Below are 16,879 nucleotides of genomic sequence, written 5' to 3'. Positions count from 1 at the left end.
AGTCATTTGCAGGATTAAAATGATAAAAAAATATCCAATAATTGTCATAGTGCTACTTTTTGCTTTTATCTTGCTTGGTATTTATATATTTATGTTTATTTCCGCTGGCTATATAGATGAAGATAGAGAAAAATTTAAAGATATAAGAGGCAGTGCGTTTTATACCACCGAAGATGACAAGGTCTATGCCATGGTACCAAGCGGCGGTAAATTTGAGCTAATAGGCGTGAGGGCCAGTAAATTTAGATACATTGACACTGGCAAATACGACAACAGAAACGTTGGCGCTAGCGATAAGGCGGTATATTGCGGTAATCTCGTGATGAGTGGGCTTGATCCAAATGGCGTTAGAGCGCTTGGCAATGGCTATTTTGGCGATGGCAAGATAACATATTTTTGCGATAGCGTAAGCGAGACGAACCTCGAAATATCCGCACTTAAAGAGTTTTGGGACATCTTCTCACATAAAATGTTTAACACCCCAAAAGCGCAAACTCATATCTATAAATTTAGACAGGTTGATAACGCTAATTTAGCTGCGATCTTGGGCTTTGGCTATGCAAGCGACGGCGCGAAGGTCTATCATGATGGCAAAGAGCTAGAGGGCGCAAATGCCAGCAAGATGCGTTATATCGAGCAGGTATCTGGCAGAAAGAGCGTGCATTTTACGACTGATAGGGAAAATGTCTATTATGACAGCACAAAACTAGGGATCAAATTTAGCCCGCAAATGCGTGATATCGGCGAGATATGGCGCATTCACTATCTGTATGAGCCAAATTCTGGCATGGTCTATGCAAACGATCATGAATTTGACCCAAAATTTGCCCCATACGAGCCACTTTTTAACCTAAAAGATGAGCACTCCTATCATGCGCTCTTTCGTGGCAAAGGCGGTATCTATCACTGGGAGCGAAAGTGGCAGTGGTATAACAGCATAGATGAGGGCGAGTTTGTAAGGGATGGAGACGATCCGTTTAAAGGCGAGATAACGCCGCTATATGGCGACGTGGTGATAAGTGATGGCAAGACATATTTTCTAAAAACCTATGAAATTTGGCACAACACGAAAAATGATCACAGCCTAAGCTCACGCCACACGTGTATCGTTAGGCTTGATACTAAAGAGCAGTGGCGAAAGATAGGGCTTGTAAGAAACGATGGCTACGGAGCAGTATATGCAAACGGCGATAAGACATATTATTTTGATAACGTCGGCTATGGCTGGCGTTTTAACAGCAGTGTTTATGATATAAACGACCTTGGCGTGGTTGAAATTCTCACTCGTCCTTATGGTCCAAATGTTAAGAATTTAAAACTTGATGAGATAGTAAAAATGGTAGATAAAGGCGCTATGACGCCAGCTGAGGGCGAGGTGGTGATAGATGCGATAAGCGACTTTGATGATTACTCGCAAAAATATGCCTACTGGATATTTCTTGCCATTGCATTTGTGGCCTCGGTAGTTGGCGCTATTTTTAAAAATAAAAAGCAAAAAAGCGAGCTTAAAAAAAGGGTGGATGACTATAGATAATGAGAAAAATTACTATTAGGTTTATTTATTTTTTAGTTATCTTGACGCTATTTTTTGTTTTGGCGATGCTTTATCTCTGGCATGAGGGCGAGTATCAAAGAGGCTTTGCAAACATTGATAGTAGCGAGTTTTACCGCTCGCCTGATGGTAAAATTTACGTTCAAATTTCAGGCAGCGGCAAGTATGAGCTAAAAGGCGTCGATGAGGCTAGTTTTAGGGTCTTAAAGCTAAAACACGCATACGACTACTCAAACGTAGCGGCTGATAAAAATCATGTCTATTGCGCTAGAGAAATTTTGCCTGGTCTTGATCCAAAAAGTGCTAAGGTGCTTGGCAATGGCTATCTAGGTGATGGCAAGATAAGCTATTATTGCAGTACTAGAAGCGAGAAAGAGCCCGGATTTAACGAATTTATCGCCATTATGAAAAACCTTGTTCACGTTTTTATAAAAAGCTACAATGATAGCCCTTATTTTTACAGGACAAAAAGGGTTGAAAGCACAAATTTAGAGCCTATATTTGACGCTGGCTTTGCAAGAGACGGCGGCATGCTTTACTATAAGGGCGAAAAGCTTGACGCAGATCCTAACGAGCTAAGATACATCACGGCAGAAAATGGCGCTCCTAGCGGATATTACACAGACGGCAAAAGCTTGTTTATGGGCTTTTATAGGCTTGATACAAGCTATTCAGATGAGACGCGCCGGATTTGCTATGATGATAAGCACGATATGGAATATCTTTTTGAGCCAAAAAGTGGGGCTGTGTTTGCAAATGAGCATAAATTTAACGCTCAAAATATGCCTTATAGCGCCATTTATAGCGTGGATAACGTGCATTCGTTTTGGCCTCTTTTTGCAAGCAAAGATGGAATTTACTTCTGGGATGGCAGTAAAAACGAACAGGCTAAAATTTCAGACTACCAGCTAAAAGGCGAGCTAAAAAGGCTCTATGCTGACGTTTTTGTAGATGAGAGCTCAGCGTATTTCTTACAGCAAGGCGAAGAGTGGCGGCGCTCAAAGCACGGCAGGCACTTAGAGGCGCAAACAGTCTCTTTATATAAATTTGCCCCAAGCTCATCTTGGCGTGAGATAGGGCTAGTAAAAGATGGCGAATATGGCGCAGTATATGCGAACGGCGATAAGCTCTATTTTTTTAACAAGATAAAGCCATTTTATGGCATAAAGCATAGCGTTTATGAGGTGGCGGGTCCTAGCGTCATAGAAATTTTAACAAGAGCATCTAAAGAGCTTAGCGCAAAAGATATCAGCGAGATGATAAAACGCGGCGAGCTAGTTGAGGAAAGCGGCGAAGAGGTCGCGAGATCTAGGATAGAGTATGACTCGCCAAAGATCATTTTGTATATCACATTTGGCATTGCTTTTGTCGTCATAGTGCTAACAACCCTTGCAAAACCAAAGAGAGATAAAAGCGACTTGAGATAAATTTCAAAGTGGCTATTTTTGGTGGCTAAAGCTTAAAATTTCATAAAAACTTTAAAGAGAAAATTTGACCTATTTACTCTTTTTTTGTTATTTTAAAGCGAAACTGAAATTTATAAAAAGGAGAAAAATGTTTAAATTTCAAAGGTCAAAATTTAATAATTCAGTATTTATCCCATCGCTTGTTGTCATAGTTTTAATAACAGCATTTGCAGCGATTTTTCCAAATTTCTCAAATGAGTTTTTTAAAGGTATGCAAAACTACATCGCGGCCAAATTTGGCTGGTTTTACATCCTAGCCGTCGCCGTCATACTGCTAAGCGTCATCATTCTTGGCTTTAGTAAGCTTGGCGAGATCAAACTAGGAGCTGATCACGTAAAGCCAGAGCACAAAAATATCTCGTGGTTTTCTATGCTTTTTGCCGCTGGCATGGGCATAGGTCTAGTGTTTTTTGGTGTGGCCGAGCCGCTCATGCACTATCTAAACCCGCCGCTCGGCGACGCGCAAACTATCGCAGCGCAAAAGCTTGCGATGAATATCACATTTTTTCACTGGGGCATGGGCGCATGGTCGGTCTATGCTATCGTGGCGCTAATTCTAGCCTTTTTCTCGTATAGACACGGCTTGCCACTCACTCTTAGATCGGCATTTTATCCGATCATAGGAGATAAAATTTATGGCAAGATAGGTAGCGCGATAGATACATTTGCCGTTGTGGCGACCCTTTTTGGCGTGGCGACATCACTAGGATACGGCGTACTTCAGGTAAATGCTGGCCTTACGCACGTTTTTGGGCTGCCGACTATGCACATCACGCTTCTAATAGTGCTTTGTTTTGCAGCTACCATCTCAGCGGCAAGCGGCGTTGATAAGGGCATTAAAATCTTATCAAACGCAAATATCGCGCTAGCTATATGTTTTATGTTTTTGATACTATTTTTGGGCGATACGACGCAGCTTCTAAAGTCGTTTGTGCAAAACAGCGGCGACTACGTATCTACGCTTATCTCAAATACATTTAATCTCTACGCCTACGAGAGGCAAAATGAGAGCTGGCTTGGCGGTTGGACGCTGCTATACTGGGCTTGGTGGCTATCTTGGTCGCCGTTTGTGGGGCTGTTTATCGCCAAAATTTCAAAGGGCAGGACGATAAGAGAATTTGTGATCGGCGTGCTTTTCGTGCCAACCGGCTTTACATTTGCCTGGATGAGCTTTTTTGGCAACTCGGCGATTGCGCTTGTGCAAAGTGGATTTAGCGAGCTTGCGACGACCGTAAATTCCGACTCGGCTTCGGCGCTTTTTATGTTTTTGGAGAAATTTAGCTTTTCAGGCGTGCTAAGCACGATCGCGGTCTTTATGATCGTCATATTTTTCGTCACTTCGGCCGACTCAGCGGCGATAGTTATGAACATGCTTTGCTCAAACGGCAAGGACGATACGCCGGTTTGGCAAAAGGTCTTTTGGGGCGTTACAGTGGGCGTCGTGGCGGCATTTTTGATGCTAGCCGGCGGCCTTGGCTCGCTTCAAGCGCTTACTATCGCTACGGCGCTGCCGTTTTCGGTGGTGCTTTTGGGTGCGATTTTTGGGCTATTTAAGGCGCTGCGCGTCGATGCGACCAAAAAAGAGACAAATAACTTTAACAACATGCCTCTTAGCGATCTTTCAAAGCCTTGGCAAGAGCGACTAAGCGCTATCATCACGCTACCTAGCAAAAAAGACGGCAGTAAATTTCTAAACGAAGTCGTGCTAAAAGCCTTTAACGAACTAAAAGAGGAATTTGCCAAAAACGGCCTTGAGGCAAATGTAACAAAAGCTGAAAATTTCGTAAATTTAAACGTTGGGCTTGGCGACGAGATGGACTTTAGATACGGCGTATATCTCACCAAAAGCCAGAGCCCGGACTACACTAGAGAGCTTGAGGGCGACGATCTTTACTACAGAGCCGAGGTATATCTAAAAGAGGGCGGTCAAGACTACGACGTGCTTGGTTGGAGCGAGGCCACACTGATAAACGACGTCATCGAGCAATACCGCAAACATATGCAGTTTTTGCATGTCGTTAGAAGGTAGACTTGACTGAAATTTGCCTGGAATTTGAAAATTTCTAGGCAAATTGTAAATCTTACTCACTCGTTATCATTTGTTGCTGAATTTAAAATCGTGATTTGCTTGCTTGTAAATTTTAAAATTTAATTGAGTTTTATGTGCGTGGTGTAAAGCAAGATATAAGTGTCCTTATTTTTAGAGAAAACAAATTAGAAAATTTAACTTTATTAGTTTATATTTTTGCTTGTAGCTATGAGATGAATTTGAAATAAAAAAAATGCTAATTTTTTGTTGCACATCGTCTAAATTCCAGAGCCAAAATGCATTTTCTGTAAAATTTAAACTTTGATAGATGTTTTGCTGTATCGATCATTGTAAAAATTTATAAAATCTCAAGTCTGGTGCTGATATCAGCAACGCCTTTTGAATACATCGCTGATGTTACTATCGCATCGGCATTTGCGTATTCTTTTACATTTGCTAAATTTATGCCGCCAGCTGCTATGATCATAGTGTTTGGAGAAATTTCATCTCTTAAAGATAGTACGTTTTTGATAAGCTCTTGGCTAAATTTATCACACTGCACAATGTCGCAATTTGCTTTTAGAAGTTTGCTTGCTTCGTCTAAATTTTCAGCTTCAACGCAGATTTTTTTCTCAACCATTTTGGCTTTAAATTCTGGCAAAAGAGATACAAACTCATCAAAATTTGTATAAGCTTTTATGTGGTTTTTAAAAAATAAAATGCTATCGCTAAGCCCAAGCCTATGGATGCCACCACCGCCTTCAAGTACGGCTTTTACGCAAAATTTCTTAGCAAACGGAAAACTCTTTCTAGTTGCCAACACTTCACATTTTTCATTGACGTACTTTGTGGCATTTACCATTTTATTTGTATAAGTTGCGATGGCACTGGCATATTCTAGTGCGACTTGAGCTAGTTTCCAAGCTTTATGCACATTTTCATAGCTGCCATAAATTTTTATGATTACATCGCCAGCCTTGCAAATTTGAGAATTTTGCACAAAAATTTTACTCTCGCACCCAAGTAGCCTCGCAACACTTGCGGCTACATCAGCGCAGCTAACGCAAATTTCATCACGTGAATAAATTTCAAGTGAGGCTTTTTTATCGATATTTTGAAGCGACGTAGTAAGATCAAAGTAAGGTATATCTTCGTTTATGTAGCTTAGAATTTCTGCGTCGCTAAGTATCATTTTATGCCTTTTTTACCTCATTTTTTGCTTTTATTATCATTTTTTTAAAGACTCCATTATCATAAAGTCCAGCATGATAAAGAGCAAAGCAAGTAAATGCAATGCCCGAAGCAACGTGAAATTTCTTAATGCTTTTATTTCTTTTCATAAAAAGGGCACTTAAACAAACTGAGGCTAAAGTGATTCCCATACCGACTTTTGATACTTGTCTATGAGTGTTTATATCAAGTAGTTTGCCACTTATTTTTGTTTCGTTTTTCAAATTCTTCTCCATTTAGTTTTTATTCCAGCAACTTGTATTTTTTATACCAAGACTTTCTGGGTCAAATTCTGGATTTTGTCCAGCACCTCTTTGAGCTTCGTAGTCTTTGACTGCTATTATCACTACTTTTGAAAGTAAGAATATAGCGATGATGTTAATAGTTGCCATTGCAGCCATTGTGATATCAGCGATATTCCAAGCGAGCTTTAAATTCATCTGAGCACCAATAAATATCATAACGACAGCTGTTATCTTAAATAGCAACGTAAGCTTATGGTTTTTGGTTAAAAATTTCATATTTGCCTGAGCGTAGTAGTAGTTGCCAATAAGCGAAGTGATGGCAAAAAGTACGACTGCAAGAGTGGTAAAATGAACTCCAAATTCACCAAAATACTCTTTCATTGCGGCTTGAACGAGAGGAAGGGCGGTTAGCACCTCGCCACTTGAGCCAGTCTGCTTCGTAAGATAGGCCTGTGAAAATAGCACGATCATACCAGATGCTATACATATAGTCATATCTATAAAGACTGCCATTGCTTGAACTAGGCCTTGTTTTACTGGGTGGCTAGTATGTGCTGCGGCTGCTGCGTTTGGAGCTGAACCCATGCCAGCTTCGTTTGAGAAAAGGCCTCTTTTGATGCCTATTACGATCACGCTGCCGGCAAATCCACCAAATATCGCTTTAAAATCAAAGGCATTTTCTAAAATCATCTTAACAACATCAGGAATTTCTTTGAAATTTAAAACGATAGCAATAAGCGCCAATGAGATGTAGGCAAGTGCCATGAAAGGCACGATGTATGAGCTTACTTTGCCTATGATGTGGCTTTTGCTAAAAAACATTACTGCTGCAAATGCAGTAAGGATAAGACCAATGCCAACTGGCAAGCCGCTTTGCGAAAAGCTCACATTGCTACCAGCTTTGTCGTAGTAAATTTCAAAAGCTGATGTCATGGTATAGCTTTGAAGACCGTTAAAGCCGTACGCGTAGGTTATGATGAGGATCACTGCAAAAAGTGAAGCCAGCCATTTTATGCCAAGGCCATTTTTGATGTAATAAGCTGGACCACCTTTAAACCCAAAAACGTCTTTTGTCTTATAAATTTGCGCAAGTGTACTCTCTATAAAAGCTGAAGCTGATCCTAAAAATGCCATCAAACACATCCAAAAAAGAGCACCCGGACCGCCCGCAGCGATAGCAGCTGAAATTCCAGCGATATTGCCTATACCAACGCGTGAAGCAGTCGAGATCATAAGTGCTTGAAATGGCGTTAAATGGTGCTTATTGTACTTGTCTTTTTTTTCTACTAAGACCCTGCAAGCTTCAAAAAACATCCTAAACTGCACAAAACGAGTCAAATAACTAAAATAAATTCCCGTAGCTACAAGAATAATGACTAAAAAATATCCATATAAAAAGTCGTTGGCTACGTCCATTTTGCCGTTTAAAAAATTTAAAAAACTATCAAGCACCATCTACCCTTTCAAATTTATTTTGATTTGAATTTTACGCCCTTCATTGAATTTAATAAAAGCCAAATCGTTGTACCATTATGAAGCATGGCAGTTGCTATTGGATTTAACATACCAAGTGTCGCAGCGCTTAGTATAGCTGTGTTTACGCCAACTGTTGAGCGGAAATTTGAGCTAATTAAATCCATTGTTTTATTTGCAAGCTCTTTTACAAGAGCTACGCTCATGATATCGTCTTTTAAAAGACTTATATCAGCCGTCGCTTTAGCTATATCAGCACCCTTGTGCATACTTATGCCCACATTTGCCTTAGTTAGGCTTGGAGCATCATTTATGCCATCTCCCACAAAGGCTACTTTTTTGCCCTCGCTCTTTAGCTCTTCGATGATAGCTGCTTTATCTGTTGGTAAGCACTCTGCATAGACCCTATCAAGCCCAAGCTCTCTTGCCGCCTCTTCAGCCTTGCTTTTGATGTCACCACTTAGCATGACGACCTCTTTTACGCCAAGACTGCGTAGTTTTGCCACCATGTCTTTTGCGTTTTCTCTCATATCATCTTTCATAGCGATGACTCCGACTAGCTCTTTGTCATATCCTACGTAGAGTAAGGTTAAACCGCTATTTAATGCTTTGCTTATTAAAGCTTCATGAGCTTTAAAGCTTATCATCTCGTCATCTTCTAAGAAGTGTCTACTGCCTATAACCACCTCTTTGCCGTGCATCGCAGTTTTTACACCATGAGCTACGATAAATTCAACTTCATCGTGATGAATATGGTGAAAACCACGCTTATTTGCAGCTTCAACTATTGCTTCAGCTACTGGATGAAAGTAGTGCTCCTCGGCACTTGCAGTTAAATTTAATATATCATTTTGAGAAAAGCCTTCTTTAAATGAGTAAATTTCAACTACACTTAGGCGTCCATGTGTAAGAGTGCCGGTCTTGTCAAATACAAAAGTATCAACTGAGCTTAAAGCCTCGATCGCCTTTGCGCCTTTTACAAGAATGCCGTTTCTACCAGCTTTTGAGATGCTTGATTTAAAAGCAACTGGTGTAGCAAGCTTTAATGCGCAAGAGTAGTCCGCTTGAAGTACGCTAGCAACACTATTCATATTTTTATTTATAATGTATGAAAGTCCAGCAAGCGAGAGCGTAACAGGCACAAGTTTATCGGCTAGTTTTAACGCTTTTACACCAATGGCTGATTTTTCATTGAGTGAAGTTTGTATGTACTCTTTGATCCTAGCTGTCGCTGTGTCGCTACCTACATTTTCAGCCCAAATTTTTATCCTACCTTCATCAACTACGGTGCCGCTTATAACACGGTCGCCTCTAGCTTTTGGTATAGGTTCAGCCTCTCCAGTCATTGAGACTTGATTTACATCGGCGTTACCTTCAACGATATAACCATCAACGCCTATCGTCTCACCAGCTCCGACTACTACGATGTCGCCCTTTTTTAAATTTTCGGTTTTTACTTTTTCAAGCGTCTTTTCACCATTTAAATTTCTCTCGACCCAGACTTCTTCGATATTTGGTTTTGCTAGCTCTTTGATGAGATCATCACTTCTGTGGCTAGCACTTTCTTCCATATATTCGCCGATATTTATCATCAAATTTGTGCTATTTGCTGCTAAATGATCGCCCATTGCTAAGCTAGTACCAATGGCAGTTGCCTCAAGTACTTTTGAAGTGACGCCCTCATGCCTTAGCTCTTTTGCACCCTCTATTAAATTTGGCGCTGTGGCATAAAGAGTCACGGCTGATTTTAGAGTTTTATTACTCATAAATGGCGTTATGCCAAGTGCAGCAGCAGCCTTATAGATATTTGCCTTGCTTGGCAAATTTGGATCTTTTGCCTTTGTTGGAAAATCATAGCTTTTTATAAAATCTAAAATTTTCTCATAGCTTTTATCAAACTCGACAACAATACTTTTTGCGTATTTATTTACACGAACACTTAGTGCATCAGTTCGTTCCGAGATCGCAGCCTCGATAGCACTGACGTCGCTTCTAGCGTTTAGGCTCTCGCAAATAAACCTCGCTCTATTTTTACTCTTGTGAGCTAGAGTGATCTTATTTTTGTGAGTCAAGTTCTGCTTTGACATCTTCAAAACGCTCTTTTAGTTCTTCTATGCCAGCATTTATAAGCTCGCCACCTTTGATAATCGCTTTAAATACGCACTCTTGTGCTTTTGGATTAGTCAGTACATAAGCTGCGATACCACCTAAAACTAGACCTTTTACAAAGCCAGCAGCATTAAAATTTTCAGGTACAAATGGTAAATTTTGAGCTGCATTGTTTATTGCATTATCGATTGCGCTTGGCTGAGTAGCTGCTGCATTGTTAGCCGCAGTTTCACTTGCCACGTTTTCTTCGTTGATGTAAGGGTTATTCATTATTTACTCTCCAATTTTATTAGTTTTTCTGCTATCAAAAGACCGCCGATGCCAGCTGCTGTAAAAGCTGCTGCATTTAGATATTTTTTTTGTGCTATTAAATTTGAAGCATGAATGCCAACAGCACCTACAAAACCACCTGTTACAGCGTATTTCGCTATCTTTTTAGCAACATCTTTTTTAGTTGCTCTATTATTTAGATAGTCGCTAAAGCCAAGTGCAGCTGCGCCCATGCCAGCGATTAAAGCACCGCTGATGAAGTGATCAAATGGAAGTCTTGTGCTTGAAAGTGTAAAAAGACTATTTTCTTGCATTCTCTATCCTTAAGCTATATCGTTTGGTGTTATAGCTTTTGGAGCAGCTGGCTTTTTAGCGCGTGGTTTTCTTGTTTTTTTTACCACTTTTTCAGCCTCTTTTTCTACTTTTTTAGCACCACGTTTTACTTTTTTCTCTTCTTTTACTATAAAGTCTTTTGCATCTTTTGCAACACTTTTACCTTTTTTGTAAAGATCTTTTGCAGCCTCTTTGCCTTTATCTAAGCCATCTTGGGCGTACTCTTTGATCTTATCTCTTTTATTCCAAGCAGCTATTGCTAAACCGCCTACTGCTAAACCTGCTAAAAATGGTAATGCCATTTTAAATCCTTTCTTTGTTTGATTTTGTAAATTATTCATTTTCTTCATCCTTATTAAAATTTTTGCTAACTACTGAAATGCCTAATGCCCCAAGCGCAAGTCCGCTAAAAAACGAGAAATTTGGATTATTAGTTATCTTTGCCAACTCGCTTTTATCAGCTTTGCCGCTTGCGATATTTTGCAAGCTTTTAGTTATCTCATTAAAGTCATTTTGATAGTTTTCTAAAATATTTGTTATGCCATTTTGCTCAAAATTTTGTGAAATTTCATTTAAATTTAGCTCATTTTTTATTTCACAGCCACTATAAATTTCTTTTAAGCGTTGCTTTAGAGAGGTGATATATTCGTTATTTGAAGTAGCCCAAAGTCTAAAAAATAGATCTTTTAGCTCTTCGTCATCTAAGCTTTCACAAAATTTTTCATACATTTTATTTAGCTCTAACTCGTAGTTTAAAGCTTGTATTAGCGCATCTTCTTTATTTTTTGCTGGTAAAAATATAGCTTCATTTTCGCAAGCAAGCTCATAATCATGTGTGCTCGCAAATTTTTCTATCAAGATGATCGCATTTTTTCTGATATTTGCGATCTCGTTAAAAACATCACCAAATGAAGCTAAATTTTCATATAAACTAAGTGCGTTTTTTTCGCTGGTGTATGATGCATTTAAAAGTTCATTAAGCATATTTTACTTCTTTTGCAACTTCATTTACTCTAGTTGAAATCTCTTCTAAATTTTGCCCTTTTAAAAGATCTTCCCAAAGGTTTTTTGGAAAAATTTCATGATCATATTCGATCGTTACAGAGCCGATTAGCTTGTTAAATTTTACATTTTTTATACCATTTATCTGAGTTATCACATCATCTAGGCTAGCTAAATTCACGCTGCTACTTAGCTCTTTTATCTTTGGACTAACTCTTACTCTTAGTCTACCGTTTGTGTGAGCTATCATTGAAAAATAGCTTGCAACTTGTGCTAAAGTTTGTGTTTTTATATCCATTTTTATCCTTTTTTAATTGCGTATTATCTATTTCACAGCTTAAATAAATCTTAAATTTTTTTGTTTTTCATTATCAAAAAGTAAAATGAAATGATAAAATTTAATTTCCATTTTTCTCTTGGCAATCACTGCAAATACCATAAAGTATCATCGTATGTGACTGCTCACTAAAATTTTTTTCTTTGCAAATTTGCTCTTGCCTTTGCTCTATCATCTCATCTTCAAAATCAACTATCTTTTTACAAATTTCACATATCAAATGGTCGTGCGAGGATTTTAAATTTAACTCAAATTTTTTTACTCCATTTTCTTCAAAACAGTTTGTAAGATGATGCATTTCGAGAAAATTTAAAAAAGAATAAATTGATGTCATTGAAATTTCATTCTTGTGTATTTTGTAAATTTCTGAAGAAATTTCTTGAGCACTTAGATGAGAGTTGCTAATGAAAAGTACATGCAAAATTTGTTCTTTTAACTCTGAGCTTTTCTGCCCAAAGGCTTCTAAAAACTCTTTAAAATGCTTATAAAATAGTTCAAAATTATCCACAAAAACCTAACTAAAATGATAATGAATATAAGGATTTTACAACTTTACTTATAAAAAAAGCATAAAATTTCTTACAAATTTCAAGTAAAGTATTTTATAAGATTGTTTTGGTATAGTGTCGCATTTTTTAAATCAAAATTAAGGAATAAAATGACTTACGACGAGCTTGAATTAGACGCCGTTTTGTTAGAGGTTTTAGAAAATAGAGGCAGTTTTGATTCTATGGACGATGAGGAGCTTTATGAGCTTATCGAACAAGTTGCACAATATACAGATGGCGATTACGAAGAGGCGTTTGAGTATATGACTCAATTTTCTCCAATCCCTAAAAAACGCTTTGTTTCACTATTTATGGTTTAGCAAAAAGCTAAGCCATAACTTCTATAAAATTAATCAAAAAAGTAAAAATAAAAAGAGCTCTTGACCCACTTAATGAGTCAAGGAATTTGAGCTATAAGAAGTATTTTGAGATTATTTCTTTAAATTTTATTGTGTATTTACTAGCTTTTGGACTATTGTTGTAGATATTTTCAAAATCATACATTCGCTCATAGTAATCATTTGTATCTTGTCTATTTATTTTTAGCCTTGCCACATCTAGGCTAACTCCCACAAAAGCACCACTTGTCTTGCCACGCTCCTCAGCAAATGCTGAAATTTCAGGCAAATCACTTGTGATCGCTACTTCATTACCAACGCCACCAGTTGCTTCTGCCTTTAGGCTGATCGTATCTTTTGCATTAAATAAATTTGCATAAGCTTCTGAATTTTTAAATAAAATGATCATATCAGCTGAGCTGTAACCAAGCTGTAAGCCTATGCTTCCAGATGTATAATTTACAAAAAATGGACTTGACCATTCACCATCATCGTTTTTAGCGATAAATACGCCTTTACCTGTTGAGCCAGTTACAACAGCGCCTGCTTTTGTCACATCAGGGATTATGGCGATCGCTTTTATGCCTTCAAATTTAGTGTTTGGCTTTAAATTTCTCGCACCAAAAGCATTTAAAATATTTATTGCATTTTTTAGCTTTTGATTTTGGATCACATCAGCATTTAAGCATGGCGTGAAAAATAAACTAGCAAGAAATATGATCAATAGTCTTTTCATTAAAATTCCTTCCTTAAATTTTTCGTTATTATAGCCTAAAATAAACTAATGGTAAAAATATTATTAATGATTTTTTATGAGAGTTCATTATAAAATGCGACCTTTTAAGGAAAAAATATGAGTTTAATACTTTTTGTCGAATACGTCGGTATCGCATCAGCTGCACTTAGTGGCTTTTTATTTGCAGTAAAAAAGGAGTGTGACTGGCTTGGAGTCTTTTTGTCTGCATTTTTGACTGCACTTGGTGGCGGTATCATGCGTGATATGCTTGTTGGTAGGGCGGTTTATTCATTTACACACTACATGCCAGTAAGCGTTGTTATTTTTATGTTGATTGTTTCAAGAGTGGCAAATTTACACATAAAAAGAGAAGGTTTGGAGCGAAAATTTGTATTTATCTTCGCCGATGCGATCGATGTTATTTGTTTTTCGATCGTTGGTGCGATGGTTGCCATTGAGTACAACTACAACATCTTTGGTGTGATGATGATCGCCTTTTTTAACGGAGTTGGCGGCGGTATCTTAAGAGATATTTTGCTAAATGAAATTCCATGGTTTTTACGCACCGGACTTTACGGCACGATAAGCCTTGGTGTGGGGCTTGTTTACTTTGTGCTATATCATCTAGGCCTTACCAATATATTTTTTACCATGCTCTTGCTCGCTGCTGGCATTACAGTTAGGATGTTTGCGTTTTACAGAGGTTGGAAGCTGCCTGATCTATGAAATTTAGCGAGTTTTTTGATATCTGGGTCAATGAAAACTACTATAAATTTGGCATAGATATCGGTAAAAAGGGCGATTTTTACACAAATGTAAGCGTTGGCTATCTCTTTGGCGCCTGCCTTGCAAACTACTTTTTAAAGCTGCTTAGAAACGGCGAAATTTCTAGCTCTTGCAAGATTGTGGAGATCGGTGCAAACTCTGGCGATATGCTAGCTGACTTTGCGCAAGGAATTTTTACGCTTGAGCCAGAAATTTTGCCAAATTTAGAGTTTATAATCATCGAACCTCATGAAATTTTACGTAAAAAACAGCTTGAGACTTTTACAAAATGCTTTGGTGGCAAAGTAAAAATAAAACACTATGAAAATTTGGGCGAGTGCTCGTTTGATGAAATTTTTGTCATCTCAAATGAGCTGCTTGACGCATTTAGTTGCGAGGTGATAGATGGGCAAAATATGCTTTTTGTGGATAATGATCTAAAATTTCAATGGCAAAAAGCGGATCAAAACTTGCTAACTCTTGCAAAGAAATTTGGCATAAAAAAGGGCGAGATATCAACTAGCTACGCTAAATTTGCGCTCCAGCTTGCAAGTGCAGCAAAAAAGATGAGATTTTTAAGCTTTGACTACGGCGAATTTGAGCCAAAAAATGAGTTTAGCCTAAGGTTTTTTAAAGACCATCAAGTATTTTCTTTATTTGAAATTTCAGACCTTGAGCCATATTTTAAAAGCTCGGATCTAACATATAGCCTTTGTTTTAAACAAGTAAAAGAGGCTTTTTGCGAGGCTGGCTTTGAGATGCTTAAATTTAAAAAACAAAACGAAGCTTTAGTTTGTGATCTTGGCGTGGATGAAATTTTATCTTTAGTGCTTGAAAAAGGTAGCAAGCAAGCCTATGAAAATGCAGCTAAACAGGCAAAATTTCTACTCTCACCAGAGTTTTTAGGCGAGAAGTTTAAATTTATAGAGTTTTTAAAGAGCTAGCCTAGCTATATTGGCAAAACTTGCCTCGCAAGCCTTTAAAAGATCATTTGGTGCTATTTTTATCTGTTTGCCTCTTACTCCAGCACTTACTAACACGTATTCTTGCTCTTTTGCACGTTCATCGATAAATGTTGCAAAGTGTTTTTTCATAGCAAGCGGTGAGCAGCCGCCCCTGATGTAGCCAGTGATCTTTTCTAAGTCTTTTAAATTTATAAGCTCGCAGCGTTTGGCACCACACGCGTGAGCAAGTGCTTTTAGATCAAGCTCCAAATCGCCCTGCAAGCAAGCAACAACGAAATTTTTAGGCTCACACTCACAAACGATAGTCTTATAAATTTGCTTTATATTTTGCTTGGTGCTAGCTGCTACGTGAATGGCTGAAAGGTCGTTTAAATCGACCTCATACTCTAAAATTTCATAATTAATTTTTAGCTTGTCTAAAGCTCTAGCAGCATTTGTTTTATGTATCATTTTTTCTCATTTTTGCGAATTTTTTGTATAATTATAGCCAAAACTTAAAGGAGGAAAGATGGCTGAAGAAGTTGAAGAGAAAAAAGCAAAAAAAGGTGGCAATGGTGCATTAATGATAATTATCATTGCGATATTTGTTTTGCTGCTAGTTATTGGAGGGCTAGTCGCGTTTTTGATGCTTAGTTCTGACGAGCCAAAAGAGGCAAATATGATGCAAGCACCAGCTCAGACTCAAACGCAGTCCATGCCAGCTCAAAATAAGACAAAGCATGGTAGCAACGACTATTCAAATATGGGACCGATATATCCGCTTGATCAGTTCATTGTAAATTTGCTTAGTGAAAATGGCTCAAGATTTCTTAAAACCAAGATTGATATGGAGCAAAGCGATGAGTTGCTAACTCCTGAGCTTGATAAGAAAAAAGCACTTTTAAGAGATATTATCATCAGAACACTTTCATCAAAAACTTACGAAGAAGTAAGCACCGCAAAAGGCAAAGATAGGCTAAAAGACGAGATCGTCGGCAAGCTAAATGAAGTGCTAAATGATGGCTACATCAAAAACATATTTTTTACTGATTTTGTGGTGCAATGATAGGTATTGATATCATTAAAATAGATAGAATTTCTAGACTTAAAGCTCGTTATGGCGAGCTTTTTTTAAAAAAATTTCTTAGTGATGACGAGATCGCGCTAGCAAAAAATGATGCGACTTTGGCTGGATTTTGGGCGGCCAAAGAAGCAGCTAGCAAAGCACTTGGTGTGGGCATCAGCAAAGAGTGTGGCTTTTTAGACATTGTACTTAGCAAAGACGCAAAAAACGCACCAAAGATAAAATTTAGCCCAAGAATTTATACAAATTTTAATATCAAAGAAGCAAGCCTTAGCATAACTCACGACGGTGGATTTGCTGTAGCTGCAGTGATGATTGTCTAAAATTTATGCATTTTTACAAAGCTTTTTAATATCTTTTAGCTACTTTTGATAAATTTAAAAAACGTATTTTTATAAAATTTTTTAAAGAAAAGACG

Annotated in this window: 20 protein-coding genes; 8 read left to right on the top strand and 12 right to left on the bottom strand. The window is 38.0% G+C overall.

Annotated elements, in window-relative coordinates; all coding sequences use genetic code 11:
- Positions 1-19 precede the first annotated feature (19 nt).
- From B9N66_RS08855 to B9N66_RS08845, 3 genes are all read left to right on the top strand, one after another.
- Complete coding sequence (locus tag B9N66_RS08855; RefSeq protein WP_087580718.1) at positions 20-1,534, top strand: DKNYY domain-containing protein; 1,515 nt, start codon at positions 20-22, stop codon at positions 1,532-1,534.
- Positions 1,534-2,979 (top strand): DKNYY domain-containing protein, encoded by a 1,446-nt coding sequence (locus B9N66_RS08850; protein WP_087580717.1) that lies wholly within the window; start codon positions 1,534-1,536, stop codon positions 2,977-2,979. Before B9N66_RS08855 ends, B9N66_RS08850 begins: the two co-directional genes overlap by 1 nt.
- A gap of 127 nt (positions 2,980-3,106) precedes the next feature.
- The gene (locus B9N66_RS08845) at positions 3,107-5,047 is read left to right on the top strand and encodes a BCCT family transporter (protein WP_087580716.1); all 1,941 of its coding nucleotides are present in this window, start codon (positions 3,107-3,109) and stop codon (positions 5,045-5,047) included.
- Between the two features lie 358 nt (positions 5,048-5,405).
- Here B9N66_RS08845 and modD read toward each other — a convergent pair whose 3' ends face one another.
- From modD to B9N66_RS08795, 10 genes are all read right to left on the bottom strand, one after another.
- Complete coding sequence (modD, locus tag B9N66_RS08840) at positions 5,406-6,239, bottom strand: ModD protein (protein WP_087580715.1); 834 nt, start codon at positions 6,237-6,239, stop codon at positions 5,406-5,408.
- 1 nt (position 6,240) lies between these two features.
- Positions 6,241-6,501, bottom strand: coding sequence for a helicase (locus B9N66_RS08835; RefSeq protein ID WP_087580714.1), 261 nt, complete (start codon positions 6,499-6,501; stop codon positions 6,241-6,243).
- A 12-nt stretch (positions 6,502-6,513) separates the two neighbouring features.
- Positions 6,514-7,977, bottom strand: coding sequence for an alanine/glycine:cation symporter family protein (locus B9N66_RS08830; RefSeq protein ID WP_257639819.1), 1,464 nt, complete (start codon positions 7,975-7,977; stop codon positions 6,514-6,516).
- A gap of 14 nt (positions 7,978-7,991) precedes the next feature.
- Positions 7,992-10,067: a heavy metal translocating P-type ATPase gene (locus tag B9N66_RS08825; protein ID WP_087580712.1), complete on the bottom strand. Its 2,076-nt coding sequence runs from the start codon at positions 10,065-10,067 to the stop codon at positions 7,992-7,994.
- On the bottom strand, positions 10,051-10,374 hold the full coding sequence (locus tag B9N66_RS08820) for an oxidoreductase (RefSeq protein WP_087577962.1): 324 nt from the start codon (positions 10,372-10,374) through the stop codon (positions 10,051-10,053). Before B9N66_RS08820 ends, B9N66_RS08825 begins: the two co-directional genes overlap by 17 nt.
- Complete coding sequence (locus B9N66_RS08815) at positions 10,374-10,688, bottom strand: hypothetical protein (protein ID WP_021091246.1); 315 nt, start codon at positions 10,686-10,688, stop codon at positions 10,374-10,376. Before B9N66_RS08815 ends, B9N66_RS08820 begins: the two co-directional genes overlap by 1 nt.
- Before the next feature lie 9 nt (positions 10,689-10,697).
- Positions 10,698-11,048 carry a hypothetical protein gene (locus B9N66_RS08810; RefSeq protein ID WP_087580711.1) on the bottom strand — a complete coding sequence of 117 codons (351 nt, stop codon included), beginning with the start codon at positions 11,046-11,048 and terminating at the stop codon, positions 10,698-10,700.
- Positions 11,041-11,691 (bottom strand): ferritin-like domain-containing protein, encoded by a 651-nt coding sequence (locus tag B9N66_RS08805; protein ID WP_087580710.1) that lies wholly within the window; start codon positions 11,689-11,691, stop codon positions 11,041-11,043. Before B9N66_RS08805 ends, B9N66_RS08810 begins: the two co-directional genes overlap by 8 nt.
- Positions 11,684-12,007 carry an HMA2 domain-containing protein gene (locus B9N66_RS08800; protein ID WP_087580709.1) on the bottom strand — a complete coding sequence of 108 codons (324 nt, stop codon included), beginning with the start codon at positions 12,005-12,007 and terminating at the stop codon, positions 11,684-11,686. Before B9N66_RS08800 ends, B9N66_RS08805 begins: the two co-directional genes overlap by 8 nt.
- A 100-nt stretch (positions 12,008-12,107) precedes the next feature.
- Positions 12,108-12,554, bottom strand: coding sequence for a Fur family transcriptional regulator (locus B9N66_RS08795; RefSeq protein ID WP_087580708.1), 447 nt, complete (start codon positions 12,552-12,554; stop codon positions 12,108-12,110).
- Between the two features lie 150 nt (positions 12,555-12,704).
- Here B9N66_RS08795 and B9N66_RS08790 point away from each other — a divergent pair, with 150 nt between their 5' ends.
- Complete coding sequence (locus B9N66_RS08790) at positions 12,705-12,914, top strand: hypothetical protein (RefSeq protein ID WP_002942234.1); 210 nt, start codon at positions 12,705-12,707, stop codon at positions 12,912-12,914.
- Positions 12,915-13,005: 91 nt separating this feature from the next.
- On the opposite strand, the gene B9N66_RS08785 is transcribed toward B9N66_RS08790, so the two are convergent.
- The gene (locus B9N66_RS08785; RefSeq protein ID WP_084110084.1) at positions 13,006-13,668 is read right to left on the bottom strand and encodes a lipid-binding SYLF domain-containing protein; all 663 of its coding nucleotides are present in this window, start codon (positions 13,666-13,668) and stop codon (positions 13,006-13,008) included.
- A 117-nt stretch (positions 13,669-13,785) separates the two neighbouring features.
- Between B9N66_RS08785 and B9N66_RS08780 the strand changes: the two genes are divergently transcribed.
- Positions 13,786-14,394 carry a trimeric intracellular cation channel family protein gene (locus B9N66_RS08780; RefSeq protein ID WP_084110085.1) on the top strand — a complete coding sequence of 203 codons (609 nt, stop codon included), beginning with the start codon at positions 13,786-13,788 and terminating at the stop codon, positions 14,392-14,394.
- Positions 14,391-15,377 (top strand): SAM-dependent methyltransferase, encoded by a 987-nt coding sequence (locus tag B9N66_RS08775; protein WP_087580707.1) that lies wholly within the window; start codon positions 14,391-14,393, stop codon positions 15,375-15,377. Before B9N66_RS08780 ends, B9N66_RS08775 begins: the two co-directional genes overlap by 4 nt.
- On the opposite strand, the gene ybaK is transcribed toward B9N66_RS08775, so the two are convergent.
- Positions 15,366-15,848, bottom strand: coding sequence for a Cys-tRNA(Pro) deacylase (gene ybaK / locus B9N66_RS08770; RefSeq protein ID WP_087580706.1), 483 nt, complete (start codon positions 15,846-15,848; stop codon positions 15,366-15,368). The two genes, B9N66_RS08775 and ybaK, sit on opposite strands and share 12 nt — an antisense overlap.
- Before the next feature lie 58 nt (positions 15,849-15,906).
- Between ybaK and fliL the strand changes: the two genes are divergently transcribed.
- A complete protein-coding gene (fliL, locus tag B9N66_RS08765; protein WP_087580705.1) occupies positions 15,907-16,443 on the top strand; it encodes a flagellar basal body-associated protein FliL in 537 nt (178 codons plus the stop codon).
- The gene (acpS, locus tag B9N66_RS08760) at positions 16,440-16,784 is read left to right on the top strand and encodes a holo-ACP synthase (protein WP_087580704.1); all 345 of its coding nucleotides are present in this window, start codon (positions 16,440-16,442) and stop codon (positions 16,782-16,784) included. The genes fliL and acpS overlap by 4 nt, the downstream gene beginning before the upstream one ends.
- Positions 16,785-16,879 lie beyond the last annotated feature (95 nt).

Origin of the sequence: Campylobacter concisus, from assembly GCF_002165775.1 — a bacterium.
GTDB lineage: Bacteria > Campylobacterota > Campylobacteria > Campylobacterales > Campylobacteraceae > Campylobacter_A > Campylobacter_A concisus_E.
The sequence above is the reverse complement of the archived record's forward strand: the minus strand, read 5'-3'. Positions and strand labels throughout refer to the sequence as shown.